Origin of the sequence: Lentihominibacter hominis (assembly GCF_014385065.1) — a bacterium.
Classification (GTDB): domain Bacteria; phylum Bacillota; class Clostridia; order Peptostreptococcales; family Anaerovoracaceae; genus Lentihominibacter; species Lentihominibacter hominis.
In genome coordinates this window covers 168,653-189,274 of sequence record NZ_JACRTA010000002.1, presented here as the reverse complement: position 1 = coordinate 189,274, position 20,622 = coordinate 168,653, and the positions used below count along the sequence as shown (strand labels likewise).

The 20,622-nt window shown below is 40.2% G+C and carries 19 protein-coding genes and 15 tRNA genes; 1 reads left to right on the top strand and 33 read right to left on the bottom strand.

Annotated elements, in window-relative coordinates:
- Positions 1 to 6 precede the first annotated feature (6 nt).
- From fmt to H8692_RS06200, 5 genes are read right to left on the bottom strand one after another with little or no spacing between them, the layout of a single operon-like run.
- Positions 7 to 933: a methionyl-tRNA formyltransferase gene (fmt, locus tag H8692_RS06220; RefSeq protein WP_243206928.1), complete on the bottom strand. Its 927-nt coding sequence runs from the start codon at positions 931 to 933 to the stop codon at positions 7 to 9.
- On the bottom strand, positions 930 to 1,409 hold the full coding sequence (gene def, locus H8692_RS06215) for a peptide deformylase (protein ID WP_177267566.1): 480 nt from the start codon (positions 1,407 to 1,409) through the stop codon (positions 930 to 932). The genes fmt and def overlap by 4 nt, the downstream gene beginning before the upstream one ends.
- Positions 1,410 to 1,421: 12 nt before the next feature.
- Positions 1,422 to 3,446: a replication restart helicase PriA gene (gene priA, locus H8692_RS06210; RefSeq protein ID WP_187525256.1), complete on the bottom strand. Its 2,025-nt coding sequence runs from the start codon at positions 3,444 to 3,446 to the stop codon at positions 1,422 to 1,424.
- Positions 3,447 to 3,449: 3 nt separating this feature from the next.
- Positions 3,450 to 4,460, bottom strand: coding sequence for an aspartate--ammonia ligase (asnA, locus tag H8692_RS06205; RefSeq protein ID WP_177267564.1), 1,011 nt, complete (start codon positions 4,458 to 4,460; stop codon positions 3,450 to 3,452).
- 1 nt (position 4,461) lies between these two features.
- On the bottom strand, positions 4,462 to 5,100 hold the full coding sequence (locus H8692_RS06200; protein ID WP_346727756.1) for an epoxyqueuosine reductase QueH: 639 nt from the start codon (positions 5,098 to 5,100) through the stop codon (positions 4,462 to 4,464).
- A gap of 79 nt (positions 5,101 to 5,179) precedes the next feature.
- On the opposite strand from H8692_RS06200, the gene mnmL reads away from it, so the two are divergent.
- The gene (gene mnmL, locus H8692_RS06195) at positions 5,180 to 6,139 is read left to right on the top strand and encodes a tRNA modification radical SAM protein MnmL/YtqA (protein ID WP_187525255.1); all 960 of its coding nucleotides are present in this window, start codon (positions 5,180 to 5,182) and stop codon (positions 6,137 to 6,139) included.
- Here the strand turns inward: mnmL and H8692_RS06190 are convergent.
- The 28 genes from H8692_RS06190 to H8692_RS06055 all read right to left on the bottom strand — a co-directional run bounded on the left by H8692_RS06190 (position 6,129) and on the right by H8692_RS06055 (position 20,618).
- A complete protein-coding gene (locus H8692_RS06190; RefSeq protein WP_177267561.1) occupies positions 6,129 to 6,713 on the bottom strand; it encodes a thymidine kinase in 585 nt (194 codons plus the stop codon). The two genes, mnmL and H8692_RS06190, sit on opposite strands and share 11 nt — an antisense overlap.
- Before the next feature lie 17 nt (positions 6,714 to 6,730).
- Positions 6,731 to 7,120 carry a small multi-drug export protein gene (locus H8692_RS06185; protein WP_187525254.1) on the bottom strand — a complete coding sequence of 130 codons (390 nt, stop codon included), beginning with the start codon at positions 7,118 to 7,120 and terminating at the stop codon, positions 6,731 to 6,733.
- Between the two features lie 108 nt (positions 7,121 to 7,228).
- Positions 7,229 to 7,304 (bottom strand) — tRNA-Phe (locus H8692_RS06180).
- 20 nt (positions 7,305 to 7,324) lie between these two features.
- Positions 7,325 to 7,401 (bottom strand) — tRNA-Ile (locus tag H8692_RS06175).
- A gap of 17 nt (positions 7,402 to 7,418) precedes the next feature.
- Positions 7,419 to 7,495: transfer RNA gene (locus H8692_RS06170), tRNA-Pro, on the bottom strand.
- 17 nt (positions 7,496 to 7,512) lie between these two features.
- A tRNA-Trp gene (locus tag H8692_RS06165) sits at positions 7,513 to 7,588 on the bottom strand.
- Between the two features lie 39 nt (positions 7,589 to 7,627).
- Positions 7,628 to 7,718, bottom strand: a tRNA-Ser gene (locus H8692_RS06160).
- A gap of 63 nt (positions 7,719 to 7,781) precedes the next feature.
- A tRNA-Ser gene (locus tag H8692_RS06155) sits at positions 7,782 to 7,870 on the bottom strand.
- Positions 7,871 to 7,929: 59 nt separating this feature from the next.
- Positions 7,930 to 8,005: transfer RNA gene (locus tag H8692_RS06150), tRNA-Lys, on the bottom strand.
- Between the two features lie 4 nt (positions 8,006 to 8,009).
- Positions 8,010 to 8,085 (bottom strand) — tRNA-Gln (locus tag H8692_RS06145).
- 11 nt (positions 8,086 to 8,096) lie between these two features.
- Positions 8,097 to 8,173: transfer RNA gene (locus H8692_RS06140), tRNA-Arg, on the bottom strand.
- Positions 8,174 to 8,182: 9 nt separating this feature from the next.
- Positions 8,183 to 8,256, bottom strand: a tRNA-Gly gene (locus H8692_RS06135).
- 5 nt (positions 8,257 to 8,261) lie between these two features.
- A tRNA-Gly gene (locus H8692_RS06130) sits at positions 8,262 to 8,336 on the bottom strand.
- Between the two features lie 6 nt (positions 8,337 to 8,342).
- A tRNA-Tyr gene (locus H8692_RS06125) sits at positions 8,343 to 8,427 on the bottom strand.
- A gap of 77 nt (positions 8,428 to 8,504) precedes the next feature.
- A tRNA-Thr gene (locus H8692_RS06120) sits at positions 8,505 to 8,579 on the bottom strand.
- Between the two features lie 24 nt (positions 8,580 to 8,603).
- Positions 8,604 to 8,680, bottom strand: a tRNA-Asp gene (locus H8692_RS06115).
- 49 nt (positions 8,681 to 8,729) lie between these two features.
- Positions 8,730 to 8,805 (bottom strand) — tRNA-Val (locus H8692_RS06110).
- 71 nt (positions 8,806 to 8,876) lie between these two features.
- On the bottom strand, positions 8,877 to 9,515 hold the full coding sequence (locus tag H8692_RS06105) for a YigZ family protein (RefSeq protein WP_187525253.1): 639 nt from the start codon (positions 9,513 to 9,515) through the stop codon (positions 8,877 to 8,879).
- Positions 9,516 to 9,517: 2 nt separating this feature from the next.
- Entirely contained in the window at positions 9,518 to 10,804 is a 1,287-nt protein-coding gene (gene hflX / locus H8692_RS06100; RefSeq protein ID WP_177269224.1) for a GTPase HflX, read from the bottom strand.
- A gap of 24 nt (positions 10,805 to 10,828) precedes the next feature.
- Positions 10,829 to 11,494: a sporulation protein YunB gene (yunB, locus tag H8692_RS06095; RefSeq protein WP_177269222.1), complete on the bottom strand. Its 666-nt coding sequence runs from the start codon at positions 11,492 to 11,494 to the stop codon at positions 10,829 to 10,831.
- A gap of 99 nt (positions 11,495 to 11,593) precedes the next feature.
- On the bottom strand, positions 11,594 to 12,367 hold the full coding sequence (gene codY / locus H8692_RS06090; RefSeq protein ID WP_187525252.1) for a GTP-sensing pleiotropic transcriptional regulator CodY: 774 nt from the start codon (positions 12,365 to 12,367) through the stop codon (positions 11,594 to 11,596).
- Between the two features lie 247 nt (positions 12,368 to 12,614).
- Positions 12,615 to 14,048: an ATP-dependent protease ATPase subunit HslU gene (gene hslU, locus H8692_RS06085; RefSeq protein ID WP_177269218.1), complete on the bottom strand. Its 1,434-nt coding sequence runs from the start codon at positions 14,046 to 14,048 to the stop codon at positions 12,615 to 12,617.
- A gap of 10 nt (positions 14,049 to 14,058) precedes the next feature.
- The gene (gene hslV, locus H8692_RS06080; protein ID WP_177269215.1) at positions 14,059 to 14,598 is read right to left on the bottom strand and encodes an ATP-dependent protease subunit HslV; all 540 of its coding nucleotides are present in this window, start codon (positions 14,596 to 14,598) and stop codon (positions 14,059 to 14,061) included.
- Between the two features lie 43 nt (positions 14,599 to 14,641).
- Positions 14,642 to 16,699, bottom strand: a complete 2,058-nt coding sequence (gene topA / locus H8692_RS06075) for a type I DNA topoisomerase (RefSeq protein WP_177269213.1) — start codon at positions 16,697 to 16,699, stop codon at positions 14,642 to 14,644.
- Positions 16,700 to 16,756: 57 nt separating this feature from the next.
- On the bottom strand, positions 16,757 to 17,629 hold the full coding sequence (gene dprA / locus H8692_RS06070) for a DNA-processing protein DprA (protein WP_187525251.1): 873 nt from the start codon (positions 17,627 to 17,629) through the stop codon (positions 16,757 to 16,759).
- 20 nt (positions 17,630 to 17,649) lie between these two features.
- Positions 17,650 to 19,188 carry a YifB family Mg chelatase-like AAA ATPase gene (locus H8692_RS06065; protein WP_187525250.1) on the bottom strand — a complete coding sequence of 513 codons (1,539 nt, stop codon included), beginning with the start codon at positions 19,186 to 19,188 and terminating at the stop codon, positions 17,650 to 17,652.
- A 23-nt stretch (positions 19,189 to 19,211) separates the two neighbouring features.
- The gene (locus H8692_RS06060) at positions 19,212 to 19,550 is read right to left on the bottom strand and encodes a YraN family protein (protein WP_177269207.1); all 339 of its coding nucleotides are present in this window, start codon (positions 19,548 to 19,550) and stop codon (positions 19,212 to 19,214) included.
- A gap of 240 nt (positions 19,551 to 19,790) precedes the next feature.
- Positions 19,791 to 20,618, bottom strand: a complete 828-nt coding sequence (locus H8692_RS06055) for an HAD family hydrolase (protein WP_187525249.1) — start codon at positions 20,616 to 20,618, stop codon at positions 19,791 to 19,793.
- Between the last annotated feature and the right edge of the window lie 4 nt (positions 20,619 to 20,622).

Genomic DNA, 20,622 nt, shown 5'->3' with positions numbered 1-20,622 from the left:
TTAATTTTATCCTAAAACCCTTCCAATTTCAATGGAATTGCCTTTTAAATATTCTTTGACTTCTATTCTTTTTTTACCCGACATCTGTATCTGAGTAACTCTGAGCACTTTACCACCCGCTGCTATATCAAGCCCATCCGGGCCGGCTCCCAATACAGTACCGTTCACTTCATCGGTTTCAACCGCCAAATCCTCTGCTTTCCAAAGTTTCATCATTTTATTCTCATAATAAGTATATGCTCCAGGCCATGGATCAAAAGCCCTTATTATACGTTCTATTTCGCCCGGCGACTTCGAAAAATCTATACAACCTTCATTCTTTGAAATCATGGAAGCATAAGTGGATTCTTCATCGTTTTGCTTCTCACCTTTTATTATATCAAGCTTAGGGATAGTATCTGCCAAAAGCTCTGCTCCCATACGAGCCAGTTCATCATGAAGCTGGCGCCCTGTTTTATTCGCAATAGGAGTTGATCTCTTAGAAAGCATATCCCCTGTATCAAGCCCCTCTTCCATATACATTATGGTTATACCTGTTTCCTTATCTCCCGCCATTATAGCTCTTTGTATAGGAGCAGCCCCTCTAAATCTCGGGAGCAGTGATCCATGAATATTGATGCATCCCTTTTGAGGTATATCCAGAATCTCTTTAGAAAGTATCTGTCCATAAGCCGCAACTACTATAAGATCAGGCTTCGTATGTTTTAATATATCTATAAACTCTTTATCATTTTTAACTTTCTGAGGCTGCAAAACTTTTATTCCCAGCTCCAAAGCCTTTTCCTTTACCGCCGAAAACTTTACTTTCCTGCCTCTGTCCCTTGATGTGTCAGGCTGTGTGACCACAAAGGGAATCTCATATCCTTCATCATAAAGTTTCTGCAGCGCAGGAACTGCAAAATCCGGTGTGCCCATATATACAACTTTCATCATTTACCCTCGTTCTCCTCTGTTGGCAATTGATACATTTCTTTTGCTTTGTCTATATACAGTATTCCATCCAAATGATCAAACTCATGGCACATGACTACCGCCTTAAAGCCTTCAAACTTATACTCCTGAGGTCTTCCATCCCTGTCCAAACCTTTTATGGTTATTCTTTCAGGCCTTTCCACAAGCCCCGAATATCCAGGCACAGAAAGACAGCCTTCTTCGCTTTCCTGACTACCTTCTTTCTCTGTGATCTCAGGATTTACGAAATAATAAACTTCGCCCGGTTCAGGTTCAGCCACAAATATACGTCTCATCATTCCTATCTGAGGTGCCGCAAGACCAACACCGTTAGCGTCTCTCATAGTCTCTACCATATCATCCAGTATCATTCTGATTCTGTCATCTACTTTGTCCACTTCTCTGCAATGCTTCCTCAGTATAACATCGCCTTCTTTTACTATATTTCTCAGTGCCATCAGCCTCTCCTCCTAAACAAAACTGTATGGATTTATATCTACTACCGCTGTATATTTTTTCTTTCTGTTTTTTCTGTCCTGTTCCTTCAGCGAAATTATCAGATCAGAATATTTTTTCCTTTTGCCTCTTAAACATTTTATGAGCATTGAAAATCTGTATGTTTCCTTTATCTTGCTCATATACGCTTCCTGAGGAGAAAAAACATTTCCTCTTTCATCTTCCGGAAGAAGCTCCTTTATCCTCTCGTACCAGTCCTCTGCTCCAGCAAGAGCCGCTTCCCGATCATCTGAAGAAAACACTATCTGAAACATATCGCTGTAAGGTGGATATCCCATATATTTTCTAAACTGTATCTCGGTATTGTAAAACCCTTCATAATCCTGTCTGGAAGCAAACTCCAGAGCATAATGCTCAGGACTGTATGTCTGTATCACCACACTGCCTTTCTCACTTCCTCTGCCTGCTCGTCCCGAAGCTTGGATGATGAGCTGAAGAGTTCTCTCAGGAGATCTGAAATCAGGTATATTCAATGAAACATCTGCCGAAATTATCCCAACCAAGCCTACATTTTTAAAATCAAGTCCCTTTGCTATAAGCTGTGTACCTATAAGAATATCAGTCTTTCCTTTTCTGAAATCCCTTATTTTGCGATCCAACTCCCCTTTTTTTCTTACGGAATCAAGATCCATCCTTTCTACTGAAAATTCAGGAAACAATTCTAAAATAGTTTCCTCTACTTTTTCCGTACCACTGCCAAAATACCTTATATATTTACTTCCGCACTCAGGGCACCGATTCAATGCACCCTGACTGTATCCACAGTAATGACATACAGCGCTGCCTGTCTTCTTATGGTAAGTAAGAGACAGTCCGCAAGCAGGGCATTTCGCCACATATCCGCATTCCCTGCATGATATAAAAGTTGAATATCCTCTTCTGTTGAGAAACAGCATAACCTGCTTCCCGTCTTCAAGCTTTTCTTTCATTTTGCGATAAAGTTCTCTGCTGATTATTGACTTGTTTCCGTTCTTTAATTCAGCCCTCATATCCACGACTGCAACATGTGGCATATCAACTTTATTATATCTTTCTGTAAGCTTTATTATCTTATATATGCCCTCTTTTCCTCTGCTGTAAGTGGATACGGACGGAGTAGCACTCCCCAGTATTAATATACCCTTATTATCCTTATCCTGAAGTCGCTTTACTGCAACTTCTATAGTATCATATTTCGGTGTGTGATCCGATTTATATGTTGACTCATGCTCTTCATCCACCACTATCAGTCCGATGTTCTCAAGCGGAGCAAAAACAGCTGATCTTGCCCCTATTACTATCTTCACCTTATCATCTCTGATCTTTTTCCATTGATCATACCGTTCTCCAAGAGAAAGCCTGCTGTGAAGCACCGCAATACTCTCATATCCGAATTTACCTATAAACCTGTCTATTATTTGAGTCATAAGAGATATTTCAGGCACCAGTACAATAACTTTTTTCTGCTCAGCTAATACAATCTCGGCTGTTCGAATATATATTTCAGTTTTCCCGCTTCCTGTAACACCATGTATAAGAAATCTATCATGTTTTCCTCTTTTCACAGCATTCCCTATGCGCTCCATCGCAGATGTCTGCTGGTTAGTCAATTTTTTTAAGGAATATTCTTCTCCCTGTCTTTCACTGAACGGATCTTTACGAACTCCTCTTTTTGCTTTGCTTCCTACAGGAGTAAAACACTTTATCGCATCTATATACCTGCACAAATATCGATTTCTCATCCACACTGCAGTTCTTATCATCTCAGGCGTAAGCGATATCTCCTCATCAACTTTCTCTACATACTTGAGCCTGTCTGCCATATCATCAGTCACCTGAGATGATACAGATATCACATAACCTTCTCTCAGTCTGTTGCCTTTAGCAAAGGGAACATATACCTTATTTCCTGCGGACACATTTTCACAATTACATCCATATGTATATAAACTGTCTGTACTGTCACTTCTGTTATCTATTACTATATTCAGATATTTCATCAGCTACAGAAGGAAAATATCATTTTCCTTACACTCCTCAATCATTTCTTCAGGCCATATGGACGCCTGAACTTCTCCTATATGCGCCTTTCTTAAAAAATACATACAGAGCCTGCTCTGCCCTATTCCCCCGCCTATAGTATAAGGCAACTCTCTGTTCAATATTTTTTTATGAAACGCCATATTCCTTCTGTCATCTGCACCGGCTTCCTTAAGCTGTCTATCCATAGCCCTTTCATCTACTCGTATCCCCATAGAAGAAATCTCAAATGAACGATCGAGAACATCATTCCATAAAATTATATCTCCGTTCAATTCCCAGTCATCATAGTCGGGAGCTCTTCCGTCATGCCTCTGTCCGGATTTAAGTACACCTCCTATTTTCTTGATGAAAACAGCCCTCTTTTCCTTTGTTATGGCATCTTCACGCTCCTTAGGCGTCTTTTCCGGATACATATTTTCCAGTTCTTGAGATGTTATAAAAAATATCTCATTAGGGAGCTCTGTTTTTAATTCATTATAAAGCCTGTTAACATAATCATTGAGATTCTTAATGGCATTGTAAAGCGTCACTACGGTTTCTTCCAGATACTCTTCCGTACGGTCCTCTTTATTGATAACCTTTTCCCAGTCCCACTGATCAACATATATAGAATGGAGATTATCCAGTTCTTCATCACGTCTTATGGCATTCATATCAGTATACAGCCCCGTTCCGGGCTTAAAATTATATTTACCCAAGGCCATTCGCTTCCACTTCGCCAAAGACTGAACTATTTCGACAGTTTTTTCTCCCATATCTTTAACAGTAAAACTCACCGTTCGTTCTACACCATTAAGATTATCGTTAAGGCCTGTTTCAGGAGCAACAAACAGAGGGGCCGATACCCGTCTCAATCTCAGACCATATGCCAATTCCTGCTGAAAGAAATCTTTGATTTTCTTTATAGCCCTCTGACTTTCCATATAATCAATAAAAGGTGTATAGTTCTTAGGTATAATCAGTTCATGCATATCAATCATCTCCCTCACGCTTTGAATACTTGCAGCCACAATAATTCTGGCGGTACAGTCCATATTTTTTCGAAAGTTCCACCGAACGTTTGAATCCATCCTTTTTCTTGAAATCTCTGTCGAGAAATGAAATCCCATACCGCGCCGCTAATTCTCTTCCCAGTACGGAAATCACTTTGAAATCTTTATGAGGACTCACCGTTAATGTTGTGCCAAAACAATCATATCCCGAAAGACTTGCGCTTTCTGCAGTTTTTTCCAGTCTCTGGCTGAAGCATACACGACACCTCGCTCCCCCTTCAGGCTCATTTTCCAGCCCTTCTACCGCTGTTATAAACTCTTTAGGTCTGTAATTTCCTTCCGCAAAGCCTATTTTCGCAATTCCGATATTCTCTCTGTTGAATTGATCTATAAACTCTATCTGAGCAGCACGTCTTTTTTGATATTCCTGTTCTTCCGTTATACACGGATTATAAAAAAATACTGTAATCTCAAATTCATCAACAAGCCGTTCCACTACAGCTGTACTGCATGGTCCGCAGCAACTGTGCAGTAAAAGTCTGGGCTTTCTGACAGTCTCATTAAAATCATCTTCCAGTATGAAATTTTTTTCATTTTCCAACAAACACTTGTTACTCACAATCATAATGGTTTATTATATCATATATTTAAACTATTGAAAATGAACTTATAACGAATTTTTAAAGGAGAAAGCGACAATGAAAAATATCCATACCCCTCTGATTTTTGACAGTTCTGACGGTCAGGAACTTCGGATCAACACCATCAGTACATACCTCAAGAAAAAGTTCGGGGGAAAAATAGTCAAACTCTCCCTTGACGGTGGATTCACATGCCCTAACAGAGATGGAAGCAAAGGAACAGGCGGCTGTCTTTTCTGTTCGGCAAGTGGATCAGGAGATACTGCCTCCGGATCAGGAGATATAACATCAGATCTCAACAGCCAGATAAAACTTTTATCTGATAAATGGCCACAAGCTAAATACATAGCATATTTTCAAAGCCATACCAATACCTATGCTCCTGTAGAAGAACTCAAAAGCAAATTCTATGCTGCCCTAAAGCATCCCGATGTGGTTGGAATCGCCATAGCAACAAGACCTGACTGTCTGTCCGACGGCATCATAGATCTTCTTTCAGAAATAAACAGAAAAACATTTATGTGGGTAGAATTAGGTCTTCAGACTATTCATGAAATAACCGCAGAAAAGATGAATTTATGTTATACGATAAAAGATTACGATGACGCTGTCGACAGGCTGATCTCCGGAAATATACGAACAGTAACTCATTTAATTATGGGACTCCCGGGAGAAACCGAAAGTATGATGCTTGATTCTGTAAAACATATCTGCTCAAAAAAAATATTCGGGATAAAACTCCACATGCTCAACCTTGTCAAAGGTTCTCAAATGGAAATATTGTATCCCGACTATGTATCATTTGAAAATATTGACGATTATATAGATCTTATAATATCAGCACTTGAACTAATACCTCCCGATATAACACTTCACAGAATCTCCGGAGATGCACCCAGATCAACGCTGATCTCACCTTCATGGAGTTATAGAAAACGAACAGTATTAAATAAGATCCACAAAACCTTAAAACAGAGAAATACGTGGCAGGGGAAAAACTCCCACATCACTCCTTAGGGCCTATACGCCCTTCATTATAATGCTTTCTGCAAAGAGAGACGTACATATCATTGCCGCCCACCATAATCTGCTCACCGCTTTTGACAAACTTTCCGTCAATAACTCTGGCTACCATAGTAGCTTTTCTTCCGCACCAGCAAATTGTTTTAATTTCCTCTATCTTATCAGCATATATAAGCATATAATAAGATCCTTCAAAAAGTTCATTTTTAAAGTCGTTTTTTAGACCGTAAGCCAGTACAGGTATATTAAAACTATCTACTATCTCCACAAGTTCTTCCACATGATGTCTTTTGAGAAACTGGCATTCGTCAATCACTACGCAGTCTATAGTCTTCCTGTCATTTTCGCGCATGAATATCTCTAATATATTTGTATTCTCGTTAACTATAGTCGCTTCTCTGCTCAGACCCACACGGGAAGTTATCTTCCCTTTGCCATATCTGTTATCTATACCCGGTACCAATGCCAAGACCCGTTTTCCTCGTTCTTCATAATTATACGCAACTTTAATAACTTCGATAGATTTACCAGCATTCATCGTACTGTATCTGTAATATAATTGTGCCATTTTACCTCCCCGTCTGCCTATGCTAACGATATCGCCAACGCTGCCCCGGTTGACACGAGAGCCCCGAGACAGATTACTGCCAGAGATTTCTTTATTGACACCCCTGAGACTGCAGCTACTGCTGCCCCTATCCATGTCATACCGGGAAGAAAAGGTACAGATGTCAATATCAGCACTATAAACTCCTTCTTTACAGGTAGTTTTCTTCCGATTTTCTCACCTAAACCAAAATGATGTACTATAACATTAAAAACAATGAGAAGAAAAGGAACAGGTAGTAATACACCTAACACAACCATCAAATAACTTTCCCATATAGGAAGTCTAAAATCCATACCCAGCATAATTCCTTCTCTGACACTTTTCACCGGCAACAACGCAAGGCTGAATACAGCCAGAAGATTCATCTCTATTCCCCCTTTTCAGAAACAAACAGCCGCCATAACATCTTCAATTAAGTCAGAAAAAAATAATCCCTCGGACAGAGTCAGCAAGAGATTATTTTTATAAATAAGTGGTGCCCAGACTCGGAATCGAACCAAGGACACGGGGATTTTCAGTCCCCTGCTCTACCAACTGAGCTATCTGGGCAAACTACTTATACAATATTATGGTGGGCCATCAGGGACTTGAACCCCGGACCTGCCGGTTATGAGCCGGACGCTCTGACCAACTGAGCTAATGGCCCATCTGTTGTTGGATTAATGGTCGGGGTGGCAGGATTTGAACCCGCGGCCCACTGGTCCCAAACCAGTTGCGCTACCAAACTGCGCTACACCCCGATATATGTTTAGTTATTTGGCAGGGGCAGTAGGATTCGAACCCACGGCACGTGGTTTTGGAGACCACTGCTCTACCAACTGAGCTATACCCCTATGACTGCGAAACGTTTACTAAACCCGCTTCGCAATGAATGGCGGAGAAGATGGGATTCGAACCCATGCGGCCCTTGCGAACCCTAACGATTTAGCAAACCGTCCTCTTCAGCCTCTTGAGTACTTCTCCAGGCTAAACTAAACTCTTATTAACTTTTCATGCGGTATCCACCAATATCAGCTTTCGCATATGTGGCGGAGAGGGTGGGATTCGAACCCACGGCCCCTTTCGGAGTCACTGGTTTTCAAGACCAGCTCCTTAAACCACTCGGACACCTCTCCTCATGCTTTCTATGGTAAGTCCGTGTTCCTATTTTCCAGATGACCCCATGCCTATGTAATGGTGACCCATCGGAGATTCGAACTCCGGACACCTTGATTAAAAGTCAAGTGCTCTGCCGACTGAGCTAATGGGTCATGTTGGCTGGGGTAGCAGGACTCGAACCTACGCATGACGGAGTCAAAGTCCGTTGCCTTACCGACTTGGCTATACCCCATCTTAAAAAAATGGCGAGCCCACAGGGATTCGAACCCCGGACACACGGCTTAGAAGGCCGTTGCTCTATCCAGCTGAGCTATGAGCCCTTAAAAAATTGGAGCGGATGATGAGAATCGAACTCACGCCATCAGCTTGGAAGGCTGAGGTTCTACCATTGAACTACATCCGCAAAATTGGAGCGGAAGACGAGATTCGAACTCGCGACCCTCGCCTTGGCAAGGCGATGCTCTACCCCTGAGCCACTTCCGCATATATTGGTCGAGGGAGGTGGATTCGAACCACCGAAAGCTCAGCTAACGGATTTACAGTCCGCCCCCTTTGGCCACTCGGGAATCCCTCGATAAAGTCTGCTTTGCTATTATATCATATTTCTGGTAAATGTCCAGTCTTTTTTACAGCTTTATTCTGTTTAAAAGTTGGAGCTGGCGGAGGGAATCGAACCCCCAACCTGCTGATTACAAATCAGCTGCTCTACCGTTGAGCCACGCCAGCATATTATATACAATTTTTTAAAATTGGCGATCCGGAACGGGCTCGAACCGTCGACCTCCAGCGTGACAGGCTGGCATTCTAACCAACTGAACTACCGGACCGCATCGTCTTTGCGTTTACTGCTTACTTCATCAGCAGCGACAGATTATTTGGTGGGCGCTATAGGGCTCGAACCTATGACCCCCTGCTTGTAAGGCAGGTGCTCTCCCAGCTGAGCTAAGCGCCCACACCCTTTAAATGTCTTGCTCGACACATTTACTTACTATACAGTATGTTCTCTAATATGTCAACATTTTTTTAAATTTTTTCTTTAATTATTTTTTCATCCAATATTTCTGCCGTTCCGGATGTCATATTTGACAGAAGAAGCACAACATTATTCCTGTATTCCGGTAAAGCCATTATATCAATAATGATCTTATCGCTATATTGTATTTTACCTACCATAAAACCCTCTCTGTCATCTATTCTATCAACAGATAAATTCTGTATTTTCGCAAGAAACGTGTAATCCGTTTTTACCTTCATGAAGCAAATCTCGCACACTCGGCATACACCCGCCGCTTCCAAGCCAAGCTTAGCGCTGCTGGTATACGCTCTTACCAGCCCGCCTGTTCCCAGCTTTATCCCGCCGAAATACCTAGTAACCACTACGGCAATATCAGTAATCCCCTCTTTGACCAGCATCTGAACAATAGGCGCTCCTGACGTCCCCTGAGGCTCCCCGTCATCACTGGCCCATTGTATCTGAAACTTATCTCCTATCACCATGGCAGGTACGTTATGGGTAGCATCTTTATATTGTTTTCTGATCAAATCAATAAATTCATCGCCATCTTCTTTTGAAACAACAGGCTTTACATGAGCTATAAATCTTGATTTTTCTATTATCTGCTCTGCCTCTGCTTCCGCTCGGACTGTTTTATAAAGCTCCATGGTTACTTTTCTCCATCTTTTGTAAAACTTTTATATTTTTCATAATCATTACGGTCAAATCTTCCTTCAATTAATGTTCCCTCAGCTTCATATTCCATAGATATAATCTCTGCATTTTCACACAAATATGATGTGACTGCACCTCTGTCATACGGAATTAACAGCACAGCATGAATCCGCTTCCCGAAGATCTTCTCTTTTACGGAAGAAAGCAGCAGCTCCATATTTTCTCCTGTTTTTGCTGAAATATATACTGCATCATGGCCGCTGACATCCAGGGGAAGTTCCTCAGCAATATCTATTTTATTGTATGCCATAAGCTTTCTTTTACTGCCGGCCCCCAGTTGATCTATAACCTTATCCGTAACCTCTATCTGAAAATCTCTGTTATCATAAGAACTATCCACCACATGTATGAGAAGATCCGCGTATTTGACCTCTTCAAGGGTAGATTTAAAGGCTTCTACCAGACTATGAGGAAGTTTACTTACAAAACCCACAGTATCTATCAGAATAAATTCACTCCCGTTTTCAACGGAAATCTTTCTGTGCTGAGGATCCAGTGTGGCAAAAAGCATGTTCTGTGATGAAACTGTTTTTTCTTCCTTATCAGTCATAGCAAGAAGCTTATTCATAACTGCCGATTTTCCGGAATTTGTGTATCCCACCAGAGCAACAACGGGTATATGTGACTTTTCCCGCCCTGATCTCTGCGTCTGTCTGTTTTTTGCAGCTTTCTTAAGCTCAGCTTTTATATCATCAATCCTCTTAGATATATGACGTCTGTCGGTCTCCAGCTTTTTTTCACCGGGACCTCTTGTCCCGATCCCTCCTCCAAGACGGGATAATGATTTACCGAATCCCGTAAGTCTTGGCATCCTATATTGAAGTTGCGCAAGCTCTATCTGTAGTTTTCCTTCTTTAGATATCGCCCGGTCGGCAAATATATCGAGAATCAGAATAGTCCTGTCTATCACTCTGACACCGATAGAATCTTCAAGATTCCTCATTTGCACTCCGGAAAGTTCCTCATTAAATATTACCATATCTATCTCCATATTGGAACACATCTGCGCAAGCTCCTCAACCTTGCCCTTACCTATCAGTGTGGCAGTGTTTGGTTTTTCCAGAGACTGTATGATACGGCCGGATACTTCTATAGAGTCTGCTTCTGCAAGTCCTTCCAGCTCATCCATTGAATAGGAAACATCTTCTTCAATCTGTATCCCCACCAGTATGGCTTTATATTCTTCTGTAATTATTTCGTTACTATCATTAAATCTAAGCATGACATTATATTACCATACTTTTGTTTATGTTACATCTAAAATATCTTCTTTAGGCACCTGTACGAAACTATCAGGAACTTCTCCCAGTATCACAGTCTCTGCAAGGAGTATAGTACTGGATGTATTAAACGTACTTGAACAAAACGGCGCCATCACTTTTACCCTGCATTTAAGAATTATGTATATCTTATATTTTGTCTGATTTATGGCTTTAGATTCAAATTCCGTTTTAAAATCAGTTGACAGTACACTTGTGGGAACCACTTTGAGGTCCATAGATGGTCCCGTCTGCGAAAACAGTTTACTTCCGATAAGCGTACCTATCGGTACTTCGAGAGGTTCTTCATCCATACTCTTAAAAGACTTTTGCAGATTAGCAGTAAGCTGTGTCATCAGCACATTTATAGCCATGGAATCTGCCTGAACCATCTCAGTTTTTCCTTCTTCATTCTTTTTAACTATGAACAGCTCATCCTGTCCTCCTTCTTTTTGAAACTGCTCTGTAAGAGCTTTATTAACGGCTCTTGAAACGAGAACTTCTGCTCTCATCTTAGAAACCTCTTCCAAATTAGGCTCCACTACAGTTTTAATCCATATAAACACCCCAATACAGATGAATGCTGTAATAATCATTCCTATAGACGCGCCTTTCCAGATGCTGCGTCTTTTTTTGAATCTTTTTCTGGCCATAATCTCCTCCAATACAGAAGAATGAAATACTTAACCAAATATAAAAAAACTCCTGCTTTACATAATATGCAAAACAAGAGTTTTTGTTATCTTTTATTCTTATATAGTCATTTTATTCAGTTCATCTTTAAATTTGGAATTAGTAATTTTGATTCTCGTACCCTTCATTCCCAAAGATCTTGATTCCACTACGCCGGCGCTTTCAAGTTTTCTTAAAGCATTAACTATAACAGATCTCGTTATTCCTGATCTGTCCGCAATCTTACTTGCAACCAGCAGTCCTTCATCTCCATCAAGTTCAGCAAAAATCTGTTGAACAGCTTCGATTTCCGAATAGGAAAGAGTCCCTATAGCCATCTGTACCATTGCGATTTCTCTTTCTTCTTCTCTTTCAAGAGATTTCTTTCTCTGTATCTCCATACCTACAACCGTAGCGCCATATTCTCCTATGACAAGATCCTCCTCCGAAAACGAAGGTGAATATCTGGTAAGAACCAACGTTCCCCATCTCTTGCCGCCTCCCAGAATAGGGATTATAGTGTGCAGCTTGTCCGATGTGTCATAATCATATTTGAAGATTTTAAGAGCTTCTTCGCCAGACAAATTGGCAGTAGTCTCTCTGACTCTCATCAGTTCTTCATTATATTCTTCCGGAAATACTTTTGTTCCTTTTTCCGTATCAGTCATTACAACACTGTCAGATTTGATTTTATAGCCCACGCCGATAACTTTGCCGTTTCTGTTTGTTATATAAACGTTGGCATCCATAAATTCACTCATAAGTCTGCACATTTCGTCGAATGAAAACGCTCCTGTAGGGCTTTCCTGTAGCATCCAATTCAATCTTCTTATTTTCTTTAAAATATCGCTCATTTTATTACCTCATCTGTTTAGATTTGAATTTTTTTACATATTTAATAGTATTATATATATTTTCCCTCAATAAAGCAACGATTTTTTTGATTTTTCAAAAAAGTATTGTATTTTCACACAACTAACACAAACCTGCTGTTTTTCTACAACTTTTCTTGCTTATATCGTTATCGCACCAACATAACGAAACTCCATAGCCATCTGAAAGTTCGCGGATTTCTATGGAGTTTAACCATAAACAAAATGATTACAGTATATATTTATCTATATCATCCGGATGTATCTTCTCAGCAAATTTTTCTTTTACATATTGCTGGTCTATCGTGATCTTTTCTTCATCCATGTCCGGAATATTAAAGGATATATCTTCCAGCAGTTTCTCCAATATAGTATGCAGTCTTCTTGCTCCTATATTTTCTGTCTGCTCATTCATTAAAAATGCCATGGTGGCAATCTCATCAATAGCCTCTTCTGTAAATTCTATTTCTATGCCTTCAGTCTCAAGTAATGCTTTATGTTGTTTTAGAAGTGCGTTTTCAGGAACTGTCAGTATCTTGACAAAAGTATCTTTATCAAGATTCTCAAGTTCCACTCTTATAGGAAAACGCCCCTGAAGTTCAGGTATCAAATCTGTAGGCTTCGCCGTATGAAATGCACCTGCGCCTATAAATAGTATGTGATCTGTTTTTACCGGTCCATGTTTAGTGTTTATCACACTTCCTTCAACTATAGGAAGAATGTCTCTTTGAACGCCCTCTCTGGAAACATCTGCTCCGCTTCTGTAACTGGATCCGGAGGCTATCTTATCGATCTCATCTATAAAAATTATCCCGTTCTGTTCTGCATTCTGCAATGCATCATCCGTCACCTGATCCATATCTATGAGATTTTGGGCCTCTTCCTCTCTTAAGATCTTTCTCGCATCTTTGACTTTCACTTTTTTATTTTTCATCTTTTTAGGCGCCATATCACCGAAAATATTTCCGATGGCTATGCTCATACCTTCATTTCCCATATCTAATGAGTTTGTCTTAGGAGCATCAGTTACTTGTATCTCTATATACTGCTCTTCCAGCAGCCCTTCCCTAAGCTGCTGTCTAACCTGCTCTCTTGCCAGCATATCAGGCTGTTGATCTTTTTCATCGCTTGCCTGTTTCTGCTGTTCATACTGTTCTTTCTGAGTAAGATACCCTGTATTTCCCAATATAAAATCAAATGGTCCTCTGTTTTGATTATTGGAAGCGGATTTCTTCTTGCCGGGTATTATCGCTTCTATGATTTTTTCTTCTACTATCTCATCGGCAACAGAATATTTTTCTTCCAACATGGCCTGTTTCGTAATTCTGACAGATGCTTCAACCAGATCTCTGACCATCGAATCCACATCTCGTCCCACATAGCCCACTTCAGTAAATTTAGTCGCTTCCACTTTGACAAATGGTGCATCCATGAGTTTCGCAAGCCTTCTGGCTATCTCTGTTTTACCGCATCCTGTAGGCCCCATCATCAAAATATTCTTAGGGGTTATTTCCTCCCGCATCTCTTCTGAAAGCAAGCTTCTTCTGTATCTGTTTCTCAAAGCGATGGCTACAGATTTTTTTGCTTCATCTTGCCCTATTATATATTTATCCAGTTCGCCTACTATTTCTTTAGGCGTCATCTGATAAAGTTTATTGGCCATACTTCACCTCCTATAATTTTTCTACAGAAATATGATCATTGGTGTATACACATATGGACGCCGCTATCTCCAATGATTTTCTCACAATTTCTTCCGCACCCAAATCTGTGTTGTTGTAAAGTGCATTAGCGGCTGAATATGCATAATTACCTCCCGAACCTATAGCTACAAACGGCTGATCAGGTTCAATAACTTCTCCCGTCCCGGAAAGCACCAGCATATCTTCTTTATCAGCCACTATCATCAGTGCTTCCAAATTTCTCATGGCTTTATCCGAACGCCAAAGCTGAGCCAGAGCCACCGCAGCTCTCTTTAAATTTCCTCCGTGCTCATCCAGTTTGCTCTCAAACTTTTCTGTAAGCGAAAAAGCATCAGCTACAGACCCCGCAAAGCCCGTAACTACAGTATTCTTATATATTTTTTTTACTTTTTTCGCGCCATTTTTCATAATGGCGGTTTCTCCCATTGTCACCTGTCCGTCTCCGCCTATGCAGATATCGTCAGGTCCTCTCTTTACTGCCACAATTGTTGTTGCATGAAATTGTACCATATTTACCTCCTTTTTCATAATTCATAACAGGACTCTGATGCCTTTATTCTTTGTAATCACACTCACTGTTAGAACAAGCATATTTGCTATCTTTACTTTTTTTCTCCACAAGAAGCGAGCCACATTTCGGACATTTCTTATCTACCGGCTTATTCCAAAAAACCTGAGTACACTCAGGATACCCGCTACACCCATAGAAAAGTCTTCCTCTTTTACTTTTTCTGGCAACTATATCTTTGCCGCATTCGGGACATTTGACATCGATAGATTGAACGATCGGCTTTGTATTCTTACATTCCGGATATCCTGTACATGCCGCAAATGCTCCAAAGCGTCCATGTTTGATAACCATAGGTTTGCCGCATTTTTCACAAAGCTCACCTGTCGGTTCCTCTTTGAACTCAACCTTTTCAATCTGTTCATCAGCAATCTGAAGCTCATCTTTGAGAGTATCATAAAATCCTTCAATTACAGATTTCCATCTGACACCCTTTGTTTCTATATCATCGAGATTTTCTTCCATTTGAGCTGTAAAACCTGTGTCTACTATCTCTTTGAAATATTGCTCCATCATATCAGTTACTATAAACCCAAGCTCTGTAGGAATCAATGATTTTTTTTCTTTTGAAATATATTTTCTATCTATGAGAGTCGCCACGATAGGAGCATATGTGCTGGGACGACCTATATCTTTTTCTTCAAGATCTTTAACAAGACTGGCTTCTGTAAATCTTGCCGGAGGTTGTGTGAAATTCTGCTGACCTTCCACATTTACAGCTTTTAACTCTTCCCCCTTTGACATGTCAGGAAGAAGCCTGTCCTCTTCATCATCTTTTGCAGATGAGTAAATTTTAAGAAATCCGTCAAAGAGCATTTTTGAACCGACTGCTTTAAAGTCATACTCACCGTTCTCTATGACAGCATTTACAGATTTGAATTTAGCAGGCGCCATCTGGCTGGCGACGAACCTGTTCCATATAAGGCTGTACAGCTTGAACTGATCCTTACTCAAAGAATCTTTTATGATTTCCGGCTCAAGTTCTACATAACTTGGTCTTATAGCCTCATGAGCATCCTGAACATCCTTTTTTTTATTTTTATATATATTACCTCCGTAATACTTTTCTCCCAGAGAATTTATGATAAATTCTCTGGATGCAGCCCTTGCTTCATCCGATATTCTCACCGAATCCGTTCTGATATACGATACAAGGCCTATGGTTCCTCTGCCTTTTACTTCAACACCTTCATAAAGCTGCTGTGCTATCATCATGGTCTTTTTAGTTGAAAAATTAAGTTTATTGGCAGCATCCTGCTGAAGGCTGCTGGTTGTAAACGGAGCAGCAGCTCTTCTCATCCTATCTTTTTCTTCAAGATCCTTTACTATATATTTTCCCTGTTTAAGAACTGCCAATATCTCATCGTTATGAACTTTGTTCTCAATTAAAAGCTTTTTTCCTTTAAACTCTACGAGTTTTGCTATAAAATTTTTCTCCTTTTCAAACTCAGCTGTAATAGTCCAAAATTCCTGAGGCTTAAATTTTTTTATCTCATTTTCTCTGTCACAAATTATCTTTAACGCTGCGGATTGTACACGTCCGGCGCTCAAGCCTCGTCGTATCTTTCTCCATAAAAGAGGACTTATTTGATATCCTACCAATCTGTCGAGCACCCTTCTGGCCTGCTGCGCATCTACAAGACTCAGATCTATAGGTCTCGGCTTCTTTATCGCATCCTTAATTGCTTTTTCGGTTATTTCATTAAACACAATTCTGCAAGGCGTTGCTGCATCTATTCCCAGCAAAAACGCCAAATGCCAAGATATAGCTTCTCCTTCTCTGTCCGGGTCAGTTGCAAGATAGACTTTAGATGCATTCTTGGCTTCTTTCTTTAATTCTTTTATTATATCCCCTTTACCTCTTATCGATATGTATTGGGGTTCAAAATCATTCTCTATATCTATGCCCAGCTTACTTTTAGGCAGATCACGCACATGTCCCACCGAAGCAATGACTTTATAACGTCCCCCTAAAAATTTCCCTATTGTCTTAGCCTTCGATGGTGACTCGACAATTACCAGTATTTTTTTTGCTGCAGCCATGAAGACCCCTCCTTTTTACCTAAGTTTAGCTTCTAGTATTTGATTATATGTATATTTTTATCCTTTTGCAATAAAAATTTTTCCAAGATTCGAAAAAACAAAGCCCTTCATTTCCATTACAGTTACAATTCCCGCAATGTATGAAGGTGGTTTTGACAAGATCTCACAAAGCTGATCAAGTCTTAATTCTCCATGTTTTTTCAACGCAGAATAAATACATCTCTCCGTGCTCCCCAATATTTCTTCTGTTTCTTTGTCATCTTCCGTATTTACTCCGAGCAGCTCAAAGACATCGCCGGGACTCAGCACAGGTATTGCGCCCTCTTTTATCAATTTATTGCTTCCCATATTATATTGACTGTCCACATTCCCCGGGACAGCACAAACATCACGTCCCTGATCCGCAGAACACTCTGCTGTAATAAGAGCTCCGCTGCTGTTTCCTGCCTGAACCACTATCGTCACCTCACAAAGACCGCTTATTATTCTGTTCCTCTGTGGAAAAAAGTATCTCTGCGGAACTGTATCCGGAGAATATTCAGATATCACGAGACCTTTTTCTTCTATATCATTCTTCAATTCAAGATTTGATTTGGGATAGCATACATTTATACCACAGCCCAAGACTGCTATTGTCTTTCCTCCAACATCAAGCGCTCCCCTATGAGCGCAAGTATCTATACCTTTTGCCATACCACTTACGACAGCAAGTCCGGCCCTTGACAGCTGCCCGGAAAATTTGACAGCTGTACTCCTTCCATATACGGTAGTATTCCTGGAACCCACCACTGCTACACACCTCTTTTTCAGCAGAGAAATATCTCCTCTGCAAAAAAGCTCTTTAGGATAATCGCATATTTCTTTCAAAAGCTGAGGATATTGATGCATACCCGGCGTTATTCTTTCTATATTTTTTATACTGCTTTTCATATTCCAACCTCCCTAATATTTCAAAACCTTCGGATACCCTGATTTCTTACGGAAGATATTCTGTACATCAATGCTTCAGCCACATGTTCTTCTCTTATTTCTCTGTCCTGTTGAAGATCTGCTATGGTTCTGGATATTTTCAAAAGTTTGCCGTAAGCTCTCATAGATATCCCCATTTTCTCATAGGCTTCCGACATCAATTTCAAACCATTTGTGTCAGGCATACAAAATTGTTTTATACCTCGCTCATCCAGACTCCCGTTATTTTCATACACTGTATTTCGATACCTTTCACGCTGCAAAGCCACCGCATCATTTACTTTTTTTCTCATTTGATTTGATGACATCACACGTACTGCCCTTCCTGCGTTTATTATCTCACTTCCTTCAACAGGACTCATTTTTATATGCATATCTATCCTATCGGAAAAAGGTCCGTAAAGTTTTTTCATATAATTATCAAGCTGTCTGTCTGTGCATGTACAAACTTTTTTCTCATCCCATAAATTGCCGCATCTGCATGGATTGGCGGCAGCTACTATCATTACTTTTGAGGGAAATATCACCTCATCAGATTGACGCTTTATCCTTATAAAGCCATCTTCTACGGGCTGCCTCATGGTATCTATAACACTGCTTTCAAATTCTCCTAATTCGTCCAAAAAAAGCACTCCTCTGTGAGCCAGAGATAATTCTCCCGGCCGAGGCTTCTTTCCTCCACCTATCAATGCCGCTTTTGAAGTCGTATGATGTGGATCTCTGAAGGGCCTCTCACTTACTATGGCCTGACCTTGTTTCAGAAGCCCTGCAACACTGTATATCCCTGTGATCTCAAGTTTTTCTTCATATGTGAGTTCCGGCATTATCGTAGGTATACGTTTAGCTATCATAGTTTTCCCACACCCAGGGCTTCCTATCATCAATATTCCATGATTTCCGGCAGCTCCGATAGTCACCGCCCTTTTGGCAGTTTCCTGCCCTATAACCTGAGAAAAATCTCTGTTCTCATTTTTATTTCCGGATATTTCATTACATCTATATACCTTTATTTTCTCTATTCCGAAAATATGATCTGTAACCTGACACAGATCTGTAACAGGAAATACATTCATATCTTTTAAAACCGATGCCTCTTGAGCATTTTTGAGCGGAAGAATTATATTTTTAATTCCTGCTTTTCTCACACTCAAAGCAAGTGGTAAGATCCCGTTTACAGGATTTATTTTTCCATCCAGTGATACCTCCCCCATCAGAGCGGTATCACGTATATCAATACCTCCATGCTGCAAAGATATTATTGCCACAGCGATGGGCAAATCAAAATGACTTCCTTCCTTTCTTTTTCCTGCAGGCGACAGATTAACCGTCACTCTTTCATTAGGAAAACTATATCCTGAATTTATTATAGCCGGTTTGATACGTTTACAGGCCTCCTTTATTGTAACGTCAGCAAGGCCTACTACCGTCAATAGAGGAAGACCTCTGTGTATATCAGCTTCTACAGTTACCACACAGCCATCTATCCCTTTGAGCGTTGCTGTCCTTATCTTGGAAAGCATCCCTTCTCACCCCTTTATTTTCATCAGAACACATTCTTCATATGTTCTACTACGATTTCCATAATATCAAAATTTATTTTTCTGTAAAAAATTCTTCCGTTGTTTTTCTCCTTTAAATAAGAAATAGCAGCATTTCTTATATGCTTCTTTTTTATCTGATTTACAGCTTCACATGGTCTTCCATATCTGTAATTTCTTCTTGTTTTAACCTCTATGAAACTTATTTCTAAATCTCTTTCAGCTACAATATCTATTTCTCCCGAAGTACATCTGTAATTACGATCTAGGATTTTATATCCTCCCGATTCCAAAATTTTTGCCGCAGCTTCCTCCCCTGCCCGTCCAAGTTCCAGATTGTTCATAGGCTCCTCCTTTTTCCATATTTTTACATATATGATAGTATGCCATTTGTTTTGTGTCAACACATTTTTTACAAATTTATCCATATATTTTTATCCTATATAATAAAAAATGCTGATATTAAAAGACATTTATTATGTTTAAGGACAAGTTTTGTATTTATTATGAATATTATCTGTGCAACAAAAAAAGGATCTGTCTACGGATCCTTTTCATAAGTAATTCTTCTTTAACAGCGATGTTTATTCTTTCAGCACGAATTTTTCTACAGCATCTGCCACTCCGTCCATATGATTTGTCGGAGCTATATACTTTGCCACGGCTTTAACTTCATCTTTGGCATTTCCCACAGCCACCGGAAGCCCTGAAGCTTTCAGCATCGCTATATCATTAGGGCTGTCTCCTACAGCCATCATTTCCTTCTGATCTATTCCCATCATCCTGCACATATGTTTCAAAGCTTCTGCTTTACTGGTAGTAGCACCCCCTATCTCAAGATTATGATTAAAAGAACTGGTTATAGTAGCCTGCGGAATAGTCATCAGCTTTTCTCTCATCGCCGGCTTTTCTGACGTATCCTCAAAATTTACATTTATATTCTCTATAGAATTCTTATGTTCCAAAATAAAACTATATATATCTTCAACCGGATTTCTGGTGTTCAGAATATAACTGACGCTGCGGAAACTCTTCCCCGATTTTTTCACTTTTTCATAATACTCTTTTTCTATATAGGCCACTCCATCTATAAAACATTCTATAACATAGTGATACTCCTGCAGAAGTCTGACAGCGCTTTCTGCAGCCAGCGATGACATGCAGTTCTCATAAATCGATTTTTCTTCGATGAGATCCGTTATCCTCGCTCCATTAGATGTGAGCGCGTATCTTATAGCCGACATCTCAAAAACATCTTTTGGAAGGGCGGAACGAGGACGCCCTGTAGCCACCACTATATTCACACCTTTTCTCGCTGCTCTGTTCAAAGCCTCCCTGTTTCGCCTGCTTATTATCCCATCATCATTGAGCGTTGTTCCATCCATATCAAGAGCTATCAGTTTTACAGCCATTTAA

Coding starts and splice junctions, on each gene's coding strand:
- fmt (WP_243206928.1), bottom strand. CDS start 933: ATGATGAAAGTTGTATATATGGGCACACCGGATTTTGCAGTTCCTGCG.
- def (WP_177267566.1), bottom strand. CDS start 1,409: ATGGCACTGAGAAATATAGTAAAAGAAGGCGATGTTATACTGAGGAAG.
- priA (WP_187525256.1), bottom strand. CDS start 3,446: ATGAAATATCTGAATATAGTAATAGATAACAGAAGTGACAGTACAGAC.
- asnA (WP_177267564.1), bottom strand. CDS start 4,460: ATGCATGAACTGATTATACCTAAGAACTATACACCTTTTATTGATTAT.
- mnmL (WP_187525255.1), top strand. CDS start 5,180: ATGAAAAATATCCATACCCCTCTGATTTTTGACAGTTCTGACGGTCAG.
- H8692_RS06190 (WP_177267561.1), bottom strand. CDS start 6,713: ATGGCACAATTATATTACAGATACAGTACGATGAATGCTGGTAAATCT.
- H8692_RS06185 (WP_187525254.1), bottom strand. CDS start 7,120: ATGAATCTTCTGGCTGTATTCAGCCTTGCGTTGTTGCCGGTGAAAAGT.
- H8692_RS06105 (WP_187525253.1), bottom strand. CDS start 9,515: ATGGAGCTTTATAAAACAGTCCGAGCGGAAGCAGAGGCAGAGCAGATA.
- hflX (WP_177269224.1), bottom strand. CDS start 10,804: ATGCTTAGATTTAATGATAGTAACGAAATAATTACAGAAGAATATAAA.
- yunB (WP_177269222.1), bottom strand. CDS start 11,494: ATGGCCAGAAAAAGATTCAAAAAAAGACGCAGCATCTGGAAAGGCGCG.
- codY (WP_187525252.1), bottom strand. CDS start 12,367: ATGAGCGATATTTTAAAGAAAATAAGAAGATTGAATTGGATGCTACAG.
- hslU (WP_177269218.1), bottom strand. CDS start 14,048: ATGGCCAATAAACTTTATCAGATGACGCCTAAAGAAATAGTAGGCGAA.
- hslV (WP_177269215.1), bottom strand. CDS start 14,598: ATGGTACAATTTCATGCAACAACAATTGTGGCAGTAAAGAGAGGACCT.
- topA (WP_177269213.1), bottom strand. CDS start 16,699: ATGGCTGCAGCAAAAAAAATACTGGTAATTGTCGAGTCACCATCGAAG.
- dprA (WP_187525251.1), bottom strand. CDS start 17,629: ATGAAAAGCAGTATAAAAAATATAGAAAGAATAACGCCGGGTATGCAT.
- H8692_RS06065 (WP_187525250.1), bottom strand. CDS start 19,188: ATGCTTTCCAAGATAAGGACAGCAACGCTCAAAGGGATAGATGGCTGT.
- H8692_RS06060 (WP_177269207.1), bottom strand. CDS start 19,550: ATGAACAATCTGGAACTTGGACGGGCAGGGGAGGAAGCTGCGGCAAAA.
- H8692_RS06055 (WP_187525249.1), bottom strand. CDS start 20,618: ATGGCTGTAAAACTGATAGCTCTTGATATGGATGGAACAACGCTCAAT.